This is a genomic window from Pseudomonas sp. MWU318 (assembly GCF_016756945.1).
GTDB classification, from domain to species: domain Bacteria; phylum Pseudomonadota; class Gammaproteobacteria; order Pseudomonadales; family Pseudomonadaceae; genus Aquipseudomonas; species Aquipseudomonas putida_A.
In genome coordinates this window covers 564,620-579,227 of sequence record NZ_JAESJL010000003.1, presented here as the reverse complement: position 1 = coordinate 579,227, position 14,608 = coordinate 564,620, and the positions used below count along the sequence as shown (strand labels likewise).

The following is a 14,608-nucleotide window of genomic DNA, read 5'->3' as shown; positions in this document are numbered from 1 at the left end:
CTACAGGGTGATCCCCTGTAGGAGCGGCCGAAGGCTGCGATCTTTTGATCTTAGAGGGCGAAAGGCAGCGGTGTATGCACCTGCTGCCGCTGCGCCAAGCGCTGCTCGAACTCCTGCGGATCGTGAATCAGCACGTCCTGCCCGGCAAACTGCTCGGCGGCGATCAACCGCGACAGCCAGAACCGTACACAGGCCACGCGCAGCATGGTCGGCCAGAGTTCAGCTTCAGCGGCAGTGAACGGACGCAGCGCCGCATAGGCACCGAGGAATGCGCGGGCACGCGGCCCGTCAATCAAGCCGTCCTCGTCCGAACACCAGTCATTCAAGGCAATCGCAACATCATAGAGCATCGGCCCCGAGCAGGCGTTGTAGAAGTCGATCAACCCGGTCAGGTGCGTGCCTTCGAACATCGCGTTATCGCGGAACAGATCCGCATGAATGTTGGCCCGTGGCAGCGCGAGAATTCTGTCTTTCTGCGCAGTAATCTCCTCCAGTGCCTTGTGCAGCAGCGCACGCGGCTCGTCCGCCAGATGCGAAAGAAACTCCGTGCCCTCCTCCTGCATCCAGTCCAGGCCGCGATCGGTCTTGCGCTTGATCATGCGCTCGCCCTGGGTCGCCAGGTGCAGATGCGCCTGCAACTCGCCGACCTGCGCGCAATGCTGGGCGTTGGCGACTTTGATGTGCTTGCCGGACAACCGCGGCTGGAGCAAGGCCGGTTTACCCTTGAGCTCACGCAGAGCCACGCCGTCGGTGGTGCGCAGCGCGTAGGGCACCGGCAGATCAGCCTCGTGCAGCACGTCGAGCAGGTCGATGAAGAACGGCATCTCCTGCACCGGGCCGCGTTCGACCAGGGTCAGGACGAACTCGCCCTGTTCCAGGCTGATAAAGAAATTGGTGTTTTCGCTGCCGGCGGCGATCCCCTGGAAATCAAGCAGACGGCCGAGCCCATAAGGGGCGAGAAAGGTTTCCAGCTCGGGCCGAGCCAGGGGGGTGAACACAGACATGGTTAAAAACTGCTCAGTTCGGGCGCCGCGATCAAGCGGCGCCGATTAAAAGTCGGGAATCTTACTTCCAGGTAAAGATTTCCCACGACGGAATCAGCATATCCGGCTGGTCGGAACGGATGTAGTTCACGTCCGAACCATCGGCGCGCACCAGGAAATACGGTTTGCCGCCCTTCGGCGTGACCTTGATCGCATATACAAAGCCACTGCGGCTGTATTCCTGAATGACCTTGTCGCCTTCGGTGTGCGTGTTAATGGTAACTTCCGGCTCCTTTGACGGCGCATCATCCGCCGCCATCGCGGCCAATGGTGAGGCCGCAATCAAACCGACCAGCAGCAAGCGATTTAACGTACGCATGATAACCTTGTCCCTTTGTCGTCAACGGTCCCGCTATTCTAGCGCCGGGCCCGCCGAAAAGGTTGATTCTGCTCATGAGCCAAGCCCCCCTCGTCCTGGTGGACGGTTCGTCTTACCTGTACCGCGCTTTCCACGCACTGCCACCGCTGACCACCTCCAAAGGCCTGCCGACCGGCGCGGTCAAAGGTGTGCTGAACATGCTCAAGAGTCTGCGCAAGCAGTACCCGGACAGCCCGTTCGCCGTGGTCTTCGACGCCAAGGGCGGGACATTTCGCGATGAGATGTACGCCGAATACAAGGCCAACCGCCCAAGCATGCCCGACGACATGCGGGTGCAGATCGAACCGCTGCACCAGAGCGTGATCGCTCTCGGCTTTCCGCTGCTGTGCGTGGAAGGCGTCGAGGCCGACGACGTGATCGGCACCCTCGCCCGCAGCAGCGCGGCGGCGGATCGCCCGGTGATCATCTCCACCGGCGACAAGGACATGGCGCAACTGGTCGACGGCCACATTACCTTGGTCAACACCATGTCCGGTAGCTCGATGGACGTGGAGGGCGTGAAGGAGAAATTCGGCGTCGCTCCCGAGCAGATCATCGATTATCTGGCGCTGATGGGCGATTCTTCCGACAACATTCCAGGCGTTCCCGGCATCGGTCCAAAGACCGCCTCCGGCCTGCTGGTCGGCGTCAACGGCGGCCTGACCGAGCTGTACGCGAATCTCGACATCGTGCCGACCCTGCCGATTCGTGGGGCCAAGACCCTGCCGGCCAAGCTCGAAGAGCACAAGGAGATGGCATTTCTCTCCTATCAACTGGCGACCATCAAGGTCGACGTGCCGCTGGACATCGGCCTCGATGACCTGCAAATGGGCGCGGAAGACCCGGCCAAGCTCTACGAGCTGTACACCTTGCTGGAATTCAAGAGCTGGCTGAACGACCTCGATCGTGACGCCAAGCGCCAGGAACTGAGCGCTGCCGCCGAACCTGCGCCGGCTGGCGATCTGTTCAGCGCCCCCGCAGAAGAAGCCCCTGCCGCTCCAACCGAAGCAGCGTATGAAACCATCCTTGATCAGGCGCGTTTCGATGTCTGGCTGGAGAAACTGAACAACGCCAAGCTGTTCGCCTTCGACACCGAAACCACCGGCATCGACGCGCAACAGGCGCAACTGGTCGGCCTTTCGTTCGCGGTGCAGGCCAACGAAGCGGCGTACATTCCGCTGACCCACTCCTACATCGGCGTGCCCGAGCAACTGGATCGCGACACCGTGCTGCGCGCGCTGAAGCCGATTCTGGAAGATCCGAGCAAGCTCAAGGTCGGCCAGCACGCCAAGTTCGACATGAACATTCTGGCCAACTGCGCCATCGGCGGTGATCAGAACGAAGGCATCACCGTGCGCGGCATCGCTTTCGACACCATGCTTGAGTCCTACGTGCTCAATTCCACCGCCACCCGCCACGACATGGACAGCCTCGCGCAGAAATACCTGGATCACACCACTGTGAGCTTCCAGGACATCGCCGGCAAAGGCGCCAAGCAGCTGACCTTCGACCAGATCGCCCTGGAGCAGGCCGGCCCGTACGCCGCAGAAGACGCCGACATTACGCTGCGTCTGCACCAGACCCTGTTTGAAAAACTCAGCGCAATCCCGAGTCTGGCCAGCGTGCTGACCGACATCGAAATCCCGCTGGTGCCGGTGCTGGCGCGCATCGAGCGTCAGGGCGCGTTCGTCGATGCCGAACTGCTCGGCATCCAGAGCATCGAGCTGGGCAACAAGATGGTCGCGCTGGAGCGTGAAGCCTTCGAAATTGCCGGTGAAGAATTCAACCTCGGCTCGCCGAAGCAACTGGGCGTGATCCTCTACGAGAAACTCGGCCTGCCGGTGCTGAAGAAGACCGCCAAGGGCCAGCCGTCCACCGCCGAAGAAGTGCTGGCAAAACTCGCTGAGGACGATCACCGCTTGCCAAAAGTGCTGATGGAACACCGTTCCATGAGCAAGCTGAAAAGCACCTACACCGACCGCCTGCCGGAACAGATCAACCCGCGCACCGGGCGTATCCACACCTCGTACCACCAAGCCGTGGCATCGACCGGGCGCTTGTCCTCCAGCGATCCGAACCTGCAGAACATTCCGGTGCGTACCGTTGAAGGCCGACGGATCCGTCAGGCGTTCGTCGCGCCCAAAGGCTACAAACTGCTGGCGGCGGACTATTCGCAGATCGAACTGCGGATCATGGCCCACTTGTCCAAGGACGAAGGCTTGATGAACGCCTTCCGCAACAATCTGGACGTGCACACCGCGACCGCCGCTGAAGTGTTCAAGGTCGAGCTGAACGAAGTGACTTCCGACCAGCGCCGTGGTGCCAAGGCGATCAACTTCGGCCTGATCTACGGCATGGGTGCGCAGAAACTCGGCAAGGACATCGGCGTCGACACCAAGACCGCCAAGGCCTACATCGACACCTACTTCGCCCGCTACCCGGGTGTGCGCGAATATATGGAGCGCACCCGCAAGCAGGCCGCCGACCAAGGCTATGTAGAGACCTTCTTCGGTCGTCGTCTGTACCTGCCGGAAATCAACTCGAACAAGCCGCAGGAACGCGCTGCCACCGAACGCACGGCGATCAACGCGCCGATGCAGGGCACCGCAGCGGACATCATCAAGAAAGCCATGGTGGCGGTGGATAACTGGCTGGCATCGTCCGGGCTGGACGCCAAAGTCATCTTGCAGGTGCACGACGAACTGGTACTGGAGGTTCGCGAGGATCTGGTCGAGCAGGTGAGTCAGGAAATCCGCCTGCACATGAGCGAAGCGGCGAAACTGGACGTGCCGTTGCTGGTGGAAGTCGGCGTCGGCAACAACTGGGATGAGGCGCACTAAGGCTCTGGCACGGGCGTTTGCCGCGACACACTGACGCGGCAAACGCCCGAAAAGCGCTTATTTCGAAACGCGCTTGCGGTTATTCCAAAGCTTTTTGAAAAAAATCTGAACTAATCTGACAACTCACTACTCAGAGATACTGAATGGCTGGTGAAGCCCTTCGATGCTCCTATGTTGTGTTAAGTGTTGGCAGATATCTGAACCCCGCCCTAGCGGTTCGGAACTTGAACCCCGGAACTTCTCCCTCCCCATATGAAGTCCGGGGCTTTTTTTGCCTCAAAACTGCCTGTGGCGCAGCCATGCTGCGTTAAAAGCGCAACAAAAAATGCTCATTTAGGTCCCCTAAACTCCGCTTTTTTGTTGCACTTTTGCCTTGCCTGGCAGCACCACAGACAGTTTTGAAATTCCCTTATTCTGCCTCGGTCGCCGCTTCGGCGCCCTTGTCGGCCAGTTCCATCCAGCCTGCCAACACAGTGTAGGCCTCTTCCAGGCCCATGCGTTTTGGCGCCGAGAACAGCTGGATCGTCACCAGATCGCCCCAGCCCTTGCGGATTTCCGCCTGCACCTTCAGCAGCGTGTTCTTGGCAGCGCCGTAGGTCAGTTTGTCGGCCTTGGTCAGCAGAATATGCATCGGCATGCCGGCGGCAACGGCCCAGTCGAGCATCAGCAGGTCGAAGTCGGTCATTGGATGACGGATGTCCATCATCAGAATCAAACCCTTCAAACTCTCCCGGCCACCGAGGTACGCCTCGAGGTGACGCTGCCAGTGTTGCTTGAGCGGGATCGGTACTTTTGCATAACCGTAGCCCGGCAGGTCGACCAGACGCCGTTCATCGTCTAGCTTGAAGAAGTTCAACAGCTGTGTGCGACCCGGGGTTTTCGAGGTGCGCGCCAGACTGGCGTGAGTCAGGGTGTTCAGTGCGCTGGATTTACCGGCGTTGGAACGACCGGCGAACGCCACTTCGAAGCCTTCGTCGTCAGGGCATTGATCGACTTTGGCGGCACTGAGCATGAACGTGGACTGTTGGCACAGGCCGAGGATGGGATTCTTGAGTTGCATGGGATTTCCGATGTGGGCGGCGCCGGGATTGGGCGCGGAACGCGGTGTCGCTTCCGTTTCAGTGACGCCAGTATATAATGCCGCAGATTTTGTGTGTGCTTTGTCCCAGCGAAGGATGAAGTTCACGAGAGCCAAAGACCTTGATTGCGCATCAGAACGCAGAACGCTCTCAACCCTGAAAAGGTCGTTTTATGACGAAATGGCTGCTGGCTGCCGGAGTCCTGATACCGCTTTGCGGCGCACAGGCTACACAGGAACCGGAAGCCGTGTACAACCGTGTTTGTGGTGCCTGTCATTCCGGCCAACTACCCATGGCGCCCGCAAGAGGCGATCAGGCAGCTTGGACGCCGAGGTTGGCGAAAGGTATGGAGACGCTGGTGCAACACGTGACCCAGGGTTTCAAGGCGATGCCGCCGCGTGGTTTGTGCATGGACTGCAGTGCCGAGGATTACCAGGCCATCATCCTTTGGATGAGCGAGAGTAAACCCGGTCCATAACTCTTAACCCTTAGCCGTAGTTGGATTAGCTGATGAACAAATTGATCGTGAGTCTGCTGTTGACCGTGGGAATTTCAGGCTTCGCCCATGCTGCCGGTGATGCCGCCGCCGGCCAGGCGAAAGCTGCCGTCTGCGGAGCCTGCCATGGCCCGGACGGGAACAGCATGGCGCCAAACTTCCCGAAACTGGCCGGTCAGGGTGAACGCTACCTCGACAAGCAGTTGCACGACATCAAATCGGGTAAGCGCGTCGTTCTGGAAATGACCGGCCTGCTGACCAACCTGAGCGATCAGGATCTGGCCGACATCGCCGCCTACTTCGCCAGCCAGAAAGGCAGCGTCGGCGCTGCCGATCCAAAAATCGTCGCGCGTGGTGAAGCCCTGTTCCGTGGCGGCAACCTGGACAAAGGCCTGCCAGCCTGTACCGGCTGCCATTCGCCGAACGGTGCCGGCAACGCCGCCGCAGGCTTCCCGCACCTGGGTGGCCAACACGCTCAATACATCGCCAAACAACTGACCGAATTCCGCAAGGAAGAAGGCGGTCGCGCCAACGACGGCGACGCGATGACCATGCGCACCATCGCGCGCAAACTGAGCGACGAAGACATCGCCGCAGTCGCCAGCTACATCCAGGGCCTGCACTAACCGCCCTGAATCGAGCGTTAACGCTGATGGACATCTCCTGCAACGTTAACGCTCGATTAATCCGACGCATCAAGTATAAAAAGGGTGGCTTTGGCCGCCCTTTTTTGTGGCTGCTGCCGTTACACTACAGAACTCATGCCCGCCAGGATCTGTCTGAAAACAGGTCGCGCGAGGCGACCAAAATTGTCCAGGAGTAAAGCATGCGTAATCTGATCATCAGCGCCGCTCTCGTCGCTGCCAGCCTGTTCGGCGTGACCGCCCAGGCCGCCGAAGCACCCGCTGCCCCTTATGTCGAACTGGCCAACCCGGTGCCAGTGGCAGAGCCTGGCAAGATCGAAGTCGTAGAGCTGTTCTGGTACGGCTGCCCGCATTGCTACGCGTTCGAGCCGGTGATCAATCCCTGGGTTGAAAAACTGCCGTCCGACGTCAACTTCGTACGCATTCCTGCCATGTTCGGCGGCCCGTGGGATGCTCACGGCCAAATGTTCCTGACCCTGGAAGCAATGGGCGTCGAGCACAAGGTTCACGCTGCGGTTTTCGAAGCAATTCAGAAACAACACAAGAAGCTGACCGACAAGAACGACATGGCTGACTTCCTCGCCACACAAGGCGTGGACAAGGACAAGTTCCTCGCCACCTTTGACTCGTTCGCGATCAAAGGTCAGATCGTCAAAGCGCGTGAGCTGGCCAAGAAGTATGAAATCACTGGCGTGCCAACCATGATCGTCAACGGCAAGTACCGCTTCGACATCGGCTCTGCCGGTGGTGCCGAGCAAGCCCTGAAACTGGCTGATCAACTGGTCGCCAAAGAGCGAGCGGCCAACAAGGCAGCCGCCAACTAAGCGCGGTAACCGCCATGCGCCGCTGGGGCACCGAACGCAGCGTTGGCCTGCATGATCCGCAGGTCAACGAGCATCACCTGGAGTCCACGGGCCTGCCCGCAGACCATCGTCTGCGCTTGCTCAGTTTCAATATCCAGGTCGGCATCAGCACCGAGCGCTATCGGCATTATCTGACCCGCAGCTGGCAGCACCTGCTGCCGCACACCGGGCGCTCAGGCAATCTGCAGAAAATCGGTGACCTGCTTGGCGACTTCGATCTGGTCGCCCTGCAGGAAGCCGATGGCGGCAGTCTGCGCTCAGGCTACGTCAATCAAGTCGAACACCTGGCCCACCTCGGCGCCTTCCCCTACTGGTATCAACAACTCAATCGCAACCTCGGCCGACTGGCCCAGCACAGCAATGGCGTGCTCAGTCGCCTGAAGCCGTGGGCGATCGAAGATCATCCGCTGCCCGGCCCGAAAGGTCGCGGCGCGATCCTGCTGCGCTTCGGTGAAGGTCCGGAGGCGCTGGTGGTGGTGATGATGCATCTGGCGCTCGGCGCACGGGTGCGCAGCCTGCAACTGGCCTATATTCGTGACCTGATCAGTGGCTACAAGCACCAGATATTGATGGGCGACATGAACACCCATGCCAGTGATCTGCTACAACAGTCACCGTTACGCGATCTCGGCCTGCTGGCCCCGCAGATGCAAGCCACCTTTCCCAGTTGGCGGCCACAGCGATGCCTTGATCATATTTTGCTCAGCCCGACCCTGACCCTGGAAAAGGTCGAAGTGCTGGCCCAACCCATTTCCGATCACCTGCCGGTCGCGGTAGAGATTCGTCTGCCGGGTTCGCTCACGGCCGATGCATTGCCCGCGTTGAGTCCTGCCCCTCGCGGAACCCCTGAATGAGCGACGACGCCCAGCGCTGGAAAGAGAAGTACCTCAAAAGCATCGAACAACAGGACAAGCTCGAACGTCGCTGGGCCGCCCGGCTCGACTTGCTGCGCCGCGGTCTGGTGCGCAGCACGCTGGCCGCTGAAGGCACCGACAAGGTCGTTGATCAGTGCATGAAAGAGATGCGCGACGTGGTGCGCACCGACGACATGGACGCCGGCCTCGCCGCCCTGCTGCCGCGCCTGGAAAAAGCCGTGCTCGATTCCGAGCAACGTCGCGAAACCCGAATCGATCAGGTCAGCACCGCGCTTACCGCGCTGGTCACCCAGCTACAAGCACTGCCGCTGCCCCGGGAAGTCGCCCAGCCGCTGAAGAAATTCGCCAAGCAACTCGACAGCCGGGTCGGCCAGGCGCGGGAAATGCCGCTGCTGCTGAGTGAGCTCAGCGGTTTGCAGGGCAAGGCGTTGAGCCAGCTGGAAACACCGGCCGAGCCGGACCGCCCGGGCTTTTTGCAGCGCCTGTTTGGCAGCCGTGACAGTGAAGGGGTGCCAGAGTCTTCGGATCAGCCTCAGGCGCCGACGCCGACGCCGGCCAACGCTGAACCTGCATCTGAGCCGGTACCCGCGCCAACCGCAGCGGTCGAGCCGATTCCGGCAGCACCCGTCACCGTAGCGGCCATCGCGCAACCACCAGAGGCCGAGCTTAAGCAAACGCCAGCAGTGCAGCCCGAGTCCGAATCACCTGTGTTCGCGTTCGTGCCTCCGGTCATTGCTGCCGAGCCGATCAGCGAACCCGTTGCTGCACCTGCACTACCAGCGGCCGAACCTGAAGCCGAACGGCCGACCACCCCGATCACGGCGCCAGCACCTGCTGCCGCGTTCAACCCCGACGAGTTGATCCACCCGGGCGACATCCCGGCACCGTTGCTCCTCGATAGTCTGCCCCTGCCCGAACCGATTGCCCAGGCTTTGGCCGCCATCGATCCGGAGCAACCCGAGCAGGACATTCTGTACGCCCTGCCCGATTCCCCGGAGCCGTCTTACAGTTCAGTGGCCAAACACATCGAAGACACGCTGATCGGGCTGCTCGACGACCTGACCCTGCCCGAGCGCCATCGCCCGCAGGCCGAAGCAATGCGCGACCGGTTGAAAAATGGCCTGAACTGGTACGAACTGCTGCCGATTCTCGACGATCTGGCGACCTTGATGCTGGCGATCACCGACAGCGGCCAGCACGAATTCGAAGCCTATCTGCAGCAACTCAACGAGCGCCTCGAGGCGTTCCAGAGCAACCTGCAGGCCGCCAGCGAAGGCCACGCCGACAACAGCTCGGCGGCGCGGGCGATGGACACGCAGATCCGCGAGCAGGTCGATGGTTTGCAGACCAGCATGCAGGAAGCGGCCGATCTGGATGACCTCAAGCAAGTGCTGGAGAACCATCTGGAAGGCCTGCTCGGCACCATGGATCAACACCAGAAACAACGCGATGCCCGCGAGCAGGAAGTGGCGGCACGCCTCAAGGGTCTGGCCGAGCGTGTGGCGCACATGGAGCAGGAAGCCCTGGGCTTCCGAGAACACCTGGAAGAGCAGCGGCAGAAAGCCCTGATCGATCCGCTGACCGGCCTGCCCAACCGCGCCGCCTGGAGCGAACGCCTGGAACACGAGATCAAACAGTGGCAGCAACACGGCAACACCTTGAGTCTAGCGATGCTCGACCTTGATCATTTCAAGCGCATCAATGACAACTATGGCCATCTGGCCGGCGACAAGGTGCTGAAGATCATCGCCACAGTGCTGCGCAAACGCCTGCGCGCTGCGGATTTCATTGCCCGCTTTGGTGGCGAGGAGTTCGTGCTGCTGTTGCCGGCCACCACGCCAGCGGTGGGCGCCAAGCTGCTGGAAAGCCTGCGCGCGGCAATCGAAGCCTGCCCGTTTCACTTCAAGGGCGAACGGGTGACGATCACCATTTCCATGGGCCTGGCGTCGTTCAAAACGGGAGAACACAGCGATCTAGTGCTCAAAAGAGCCGATCAGGCGCTTTACCGGGCGAAAAATGGCGGACGCAACCGGGTCGAGCTGGGCTGAGCAATTGTTCCATTTTGTTTAATTCAGCCCGCCGGCCGTCGAGACCCGAGGCAGTACGTTACACTGTTGCATTATTGTCTTGCGTGTACTGTCTTCTGCCATGAAATTTTTTGCCCTCCTCGCGTCGCTGCTCGTTCTGGCCGGTTGTGCCGGCGGCCCGCGTTACGACACCAGCCATCCTTCGGCCAATCACGACAGCCGCGTGCAGTTCGTGATCGTGCATTACACCTCGGCGTCGCTCGCGCGTTCGCTGCAACTGCTGACCCACGGCGAAGTCAGCAGCCACTACCTGATCGGCGATGACAAGGGCGGTACCATCTACAAGCTGATGGATGAAAACCAGCGCGCCTGGCACGCCGGGGAAAGCCAATGGCAGGGCCGCACCTGGCTCAACTCCAGCTCGATCGGTATCGAGATCGTCAATCCGGGCTTCAAGGACACGCCGACCGGGCGCCTGTGGTTCCCTTATAGCGAAGCGCAGATTCAGTCACTGATCGTCCTGCTCAAGGACATCAGCAAGCGCCAAGGCATCAGCCCGCGCCATATCATCGGTCACAGCGACATCGCGCCCCTGCGCAAACTCGACCCCGGCCCACTGTTCCCATGGAAACGTCTGGCCGCCGAAGGCCTGGGCGTATGGCCTAATGAACAAGCGGTGGCGCGGCAGCAGGTGCTGTTCAACGCCGAATTGCCGAGCATCAGCTGGTTCCAGGAACAACTGGCGCGCGTCGGTTACGACACCCCGCAAACCGGCGAGCTGGATGTAGCGACGCGCCATGTGCTCGCAGCGTTCCAGATGCATTTCCGCCCTTCCCGTTTCGACGGTATGCCGGACGCGCAAACAGCCGCGTTGTTGCTGGTACTCAATCAGACAAAATAATGACGCCCGCCCGACGGTCAGGGCGAAATCGCAATCAGCAGCTATAACTCATTGGTAATTCTTCGGATATTCCATAATGGTTGCTACCCGAGCGACGCTGCGTAGCTGGTTTTATCGCCCGTGGTTTTTGGCGATGATCGCGGCTGTCCTCAGTGCAAGCCTGCTGATCGCCGGCGGAATGTTCGTCGCCATGCGCCAGATCGAGCAGAACGAGAGTCAGGAGATGAACGCCCAGGGCGAGCGTTTTCTGGCCCGCCTCGAGCAACTCTTCGGGCAATTGCGCGAAAGTCTCGACGACCTCCAGGCGCAGCCGTTGCGCAGTTGCGATGAGGAAATGATCGCCACCCTGCAACAGGTCACGTTCAACTATCGCTTCGTGTATGAAGCGGCCTACATGGACGGCTCGCGGATCTGCTCCAACCGCCCCCGGCAGGAGGGACTGTCGGTCGTCCGCGCGCCGGACATCAAGGGCCCGACTTACAGCTACTGGCTCAACACCACCACCGAACCCGATGAAAACCGCGCGGCGCTGATGCTCGGGCGCGGCAACTTCCGTGTGGCGACATCGCGCGGGCATTTGACCGACATGGTCGACCTGCCACCGGACAGTAGCCTGCTGGTGGTACTCGATCATGGCAGGCGAGCGATTCCGGTGCTCGGCACAGCCCAGACCTGGCCACCGACCGAAACCTGGCCACCGAAGAGCCGTGAGGCCCTGCAAGTCACCCAGTCACGGCTGATCTACCGCATGCCAACCAACAATCCGGAATATCAGTTGGTGCTGATCACCCCGCGCAGTGGCATGCACATTCCCACCGTCTGGTGGTGGATGGTGCCAGTCTGCCTGCTGCTGGGGGCGTTTGCCGGGTTCTTCGTGTTTTTGCTGGTGCGCCAGCGCCAATCGCTGGACGCCGAGCTGCAGGGTGCGATTCGGCGTGGCGAGCTACAAGTGCTGTATCAACCGATCTTCGACCTCGACAGCCGCAATTGCGTGGGCGCCGAAGCCCTGCTGCGCTGGCGTCGCCCGGACGGCACCCTGACCAGCCCCGACCTGTTCATTCCATTGGCGGAAAACACCGGGCAGATTCGGCAGATGACCGATTTCGTCCTGCAGCGGCTGCTGGAACAATTGGGTCCGGTGCTGCGCGCCAATCCGCAACTGTACATCTCGGTCAACCTTGCGGCGTGCGACGTGATGGTGCCGCGCATCGGTCAAGTCATGGCCAGGCTGTTGACCCTGCACCGGGTTGCGGCGCGGCAGATTGCCTTCGAAGTCACCGAGCGCGGGCTGATCGATGTGGTGGTGGCGCGGGAGAACCTGCAAACCTTGCGCGATGTCGGCCATCAAGTGTTGATCGACGATTTCGGTACCGGTTATTGCAGCCTCGCCTATCTGCAGACGCTGCCGGTGGATTGCCTGAAAATCGACAAGGCCTTCATCGACGCACTCGGTCATGACGCGGCGAGCAGTGGCGTTGCTCCGCACATCATTCACATGGCGCAGGCACTGGATCTGAAGGTGATTGCCGAGGGCATCGAGCACGAAGCGCAAGCCGTGTTTCTAAGCAGTGAGGGAGTCAAGTTCGGTCAGGGCTGGCTGTTCGCCCAAGCCTTGAGTGCGGTGCAGTTCATCGAACTGATCACCCGTGGACGGCGCCTCGCCGGACGCCGGCTGGATGACGAAGCCTAGACCGCCAGCGCCATGTAGAACTGCGTGCCCTGCCCCGGCCGCGAATAGACGCCCATCCGCCCGCCATGCAACTGGACGATTTCCTTGCACAGCGCCAGGCCAAGGCCGGCGCCGCCCTTTTTGCGCCCGACCTGCACGAACGGTTCGAAAATCCGCCCCTGCTGCCCGTAGGCAATGCCTTCGCCGTTGTCCTCGACGCTGATGATGACCCGCTCGCCATGCCGACGCGCCTGCAAGCGAATCTGCCCGTCGCGGGCGGTATGGCGCAGGGCGTTATCGATCAGGTTATCCAGTACCCGGTCCAGTTGCGCCTGATCGGCTTGCAGGCGCGGCAACGGCCCCTGCACTTCGACGTTCAACGCAATGCCTTTGGCCGCCGCCGCATCGGCGAAGCGCGACTGCGCCTGCTCCAGCAAGTCTTCGATGGAGCACGGCGCCAGGGTGAGCTTCTGCAAACCGTTCTGATAACGCGAGAAATTGAGCAAGTCGTTGATCAACTGCATCAGGCGCTGCATCTCTTCGTTGACCGTGTCGAGCAGGTCCGCCTCGCGTGACTCCGGGGGAAACTTCGCCCGCTCGCGAAACAGCCCGAACGCCATGTGCATGCCGGTGACCGGCGTGCGCAGCTCATGGGAGGCACGCAGCACGAACTCGCTGCGCACCCGCTCGAAGGCGCGCTGCTCGGTGACGTCATGCAGCACCATCACCGCGCCAAGAATATGCCCCTGGGTATGGCTGACCGGCGTCAGGCTGTAAGTCAGCAGACGTGATTCGCCATCGACCTCGATGCTCAAATCTTCCGGAGCACGCTCAAGGGTGCCGCCGCGCAGCACCAGTTGCAGTTGTGCGTCGAGCTCCGGGCGCTCCAGCGCTGTGCCCAAGCCCTGACCGAGTCGATCACTGTCCCAGCCCAATTGGCGCTGGGCCACTGGATTGAGGTGCTCCAGATGCCCTTCGCGGTCAATCATCAGCAAGCCATCGTCGATACTGTCGAGCACCGCCTGCAAGCGTTGCTGACCGGCCAGCAGTTCGTCGACGTTGGTCGCCTGATGCTCGCGCAGCGCCTCGGCCATCAGCCCGAAGCGCTTGGTCAGCTGGTTCATTTCCATCGCCGAGGAAATCGGCAGCGTCACCTCGAAATTGCCTTGGCCGATGTTGTCCGCCGCTTGCGCCAGCGCCTCGATCGGCGCGCCGAAACGCCTGGCAATCGCATGCGCGGTGACAAAGCCGATGATCAGCACTGCCAGTCCCACCAGCCCGAGCAGGCCGGAGACCAGCAGCGCCCTTTCCCGGGCGTCATGCTGCACCGCGTTGATGTTGTCCAGCGCATGCTTGTGCTCGGCAATCAAACCATTGCGCAAGATGTTGAAACGTTCTCTGAGGTCGCTGTTGCCGCTGAGCACATTGCCCGGATTACGCGACAGCTCGAACGCCTGCAGGAAACTCAGGTAGTCGGCTTTGGCCTGGGTAAACCCGTACTGGCGGCCATCGCCGTCGGCCTCCTGCGAAATGCCTTCATCGAGCAATTGCAGGTAATGCTGCTTTGACGCTTCGAACGCGGCGGGATCGGGTTTCTCGGCCAGCATCAGCACCAACTGGTCGCCGAGGGTCTGGCGCAATTTGAGCCCCAGGTCGAGGGTCACGAAGTTGCTGCGGATCGTTGCTTCCTGAGTACCGGCCATCTGCATCACGCTGACCAGCCCGAGCAACAGCCCGAGCAAGGCGACCGTGATCAGCGCAGAAATGCTCAGGAACAAGCGAGTGCGCAACTTCATCGCCAGTTTCATCGTCG

General features: G+C 61.0%; 12 protein-coding genes. 8 read left to right on the top strand and 4 right to left on the bottom strand.

Annotation, left to right across the window (positions count from 1 at the left end):
* Window positions 1-50: 50 nt before the first annotated feature.
* Complete coding sequence (locus JN524_RS10670) at window positions 51-1,004, bottom strand: homoserine kinase (protein WP_202369314.1); 954 nt, start codon at window positions 1,002-1,004, stop codon at window positions 51-53.
* 61 nt (window positions 1,005-1,065) lie between these two features.
* Window positions 1,066-1,362, bottom strand: coding sequence for a DUF2782 domain-containing protein (locus JN524_RS10665; RefSeq protein ID WP_007962757.1), 297 nt, complete (start codon window positions 1,360-1,362; stop codon window positions 1,066-1,068).
* Window positions 1,363-1,436: 74 nt separating this feature from the next.
* Between JN524_RS10665 and polA the strand changes: the two genes are divergently transcribed.
* Window positions 1,437-4,241, top strand: a complete 2,805-nt coding sequence (gene polA, locus JN524_RS10660; RefSeq protein WP_202369313.1) for a DNA polymerase I — start codon at window positions 1,437-1,439, stop codon at window positions 4,239-4,241.
* Between the two features lie 409 nt (window positions 4,242-4,650).
* Here polA and yihA read toward each other — a convergent pair whose 3' ends face one another.
* Window positions 4,651-5,301, bottom strand: coding sequence for a ribosome biogenesis GTP-binding protein YihA/YsxC (gene yihA / locus JN524_RS10655; RefSeq protein ID WP_007962753.1), 651 nt, complete (start codon window positions 5,299-5,301; stop codon window positions 4,651-4,653).
* A 191-nt stretch (window positions 5,302-5,492) separates the two neighbouring features.
* Between yihA and JN524_RS10650 the strand changes: the two genes are divergently transcribed.
* The 7 genes from JN524_RS10650 to JN524_RS10620 all read left to right on the top strand — a co-directional run bounded on the left by JN524_RS10650 (window position 5,493) and on the right by JN524_RS10620 (window position 12,816).
* Window positions 5,493-5,798, top strand: coding sequence for a c-type cytochrome (locus JN524_RS10650; RefSeq protein WP_027610239.1), 306 nt, complete (start codon window positions 5,493-5,495; stop codon window positions 5,796-5,798).
* A gap of 32 nt (window positions 5,799-5,830) precedes the next feature.
* On the top strand, window positions 5,831-6,442 hold the full coding sequence (locus JN524_RS10645; RefSeq protein ID WP_202369312.1) for a c-type cytochrome: 612 nt from the start codon (window positions 5,831-5,833) through the stop codon (window positions 6,440-6,442).
* 200 nt (window positions 6,443-6,642) lie between these two features.
* Entirely contained in the window at window positions 6,643-7,284 is a 642-nt protein-coding gene (locus JN524_RS10640) for a thiol:disulfide interchange protein DsbA/DsbL (RefSeq protein ID WP_027610241.1), read from the top strand.
* Between the two features lie 14 nt (window positions 7,285-7,298).
* A complete protein-coding gene (locus JN524_RS10635; RefSeq protein WP_027610242.1) occupies window positions 7,299-8,177 on the top strand; it encodes an endonuclease/exonuclease/phosphatase family protein in 879 nt (292 codons plus the stop codon).
* Complete coding sequence (locus tag JN524_RS10630; protein ID WP_202369311.1) at window positions 8,174-10,246, top strand: GGDEF domain-containing protein; 2,073 nt, start codon at window positions 8,174-8,176, stop codon at window positions 10,244-10,246. Before JN524_RS10635 ends, JN524_RS10630 begins: the two co-directional genes overlap by 4 nt.
* Window positions 10,247-10,346: 100 nt before the next feature.
* The gene (locus JN524_RS10625) at window positions 10,347-11,126 is read left to right on the top strand and encodes an N-acetylmuramoyl-L-alanine amidase (RefSeq protein WP_202369310.1); all 780 of its coding nucleotides are present in this window, start codon (window positions 10,347-10,349) and stop codon (window positions 11,124-11,126) included.
* 76 nt (window positions 11,127-11,202) lie between these two features.
* A complete protein-coding gene (locus JN524_RS10620) occupies window positions 11,203-12,816 on the top strand; it encodes an EAL domain-containing protein (protein ID WP_202369309.1) in 1,614 nt (537 codons plus the stop codon).
* Here JN524_RS10620 and JN524_RS10615 read toward each other — a convergent pair.
* On the bottom strand, window positions 12,813-14,603 hold the full coding sequence (locus tag JN524_RS10615; protein WP_202369308.1) for a KinB sensor domain-containing domain: 1,791 nt from the start codon (window positions 14,601-14,603) through the stop codon (window positions 12,813-12,815). The genes JN524_RS10620 and JN524_RS10615 overlap by 4 nt on opposite strands.
* Window positions 14,604-14,608 lie beyond the last annotated feature (5 nt).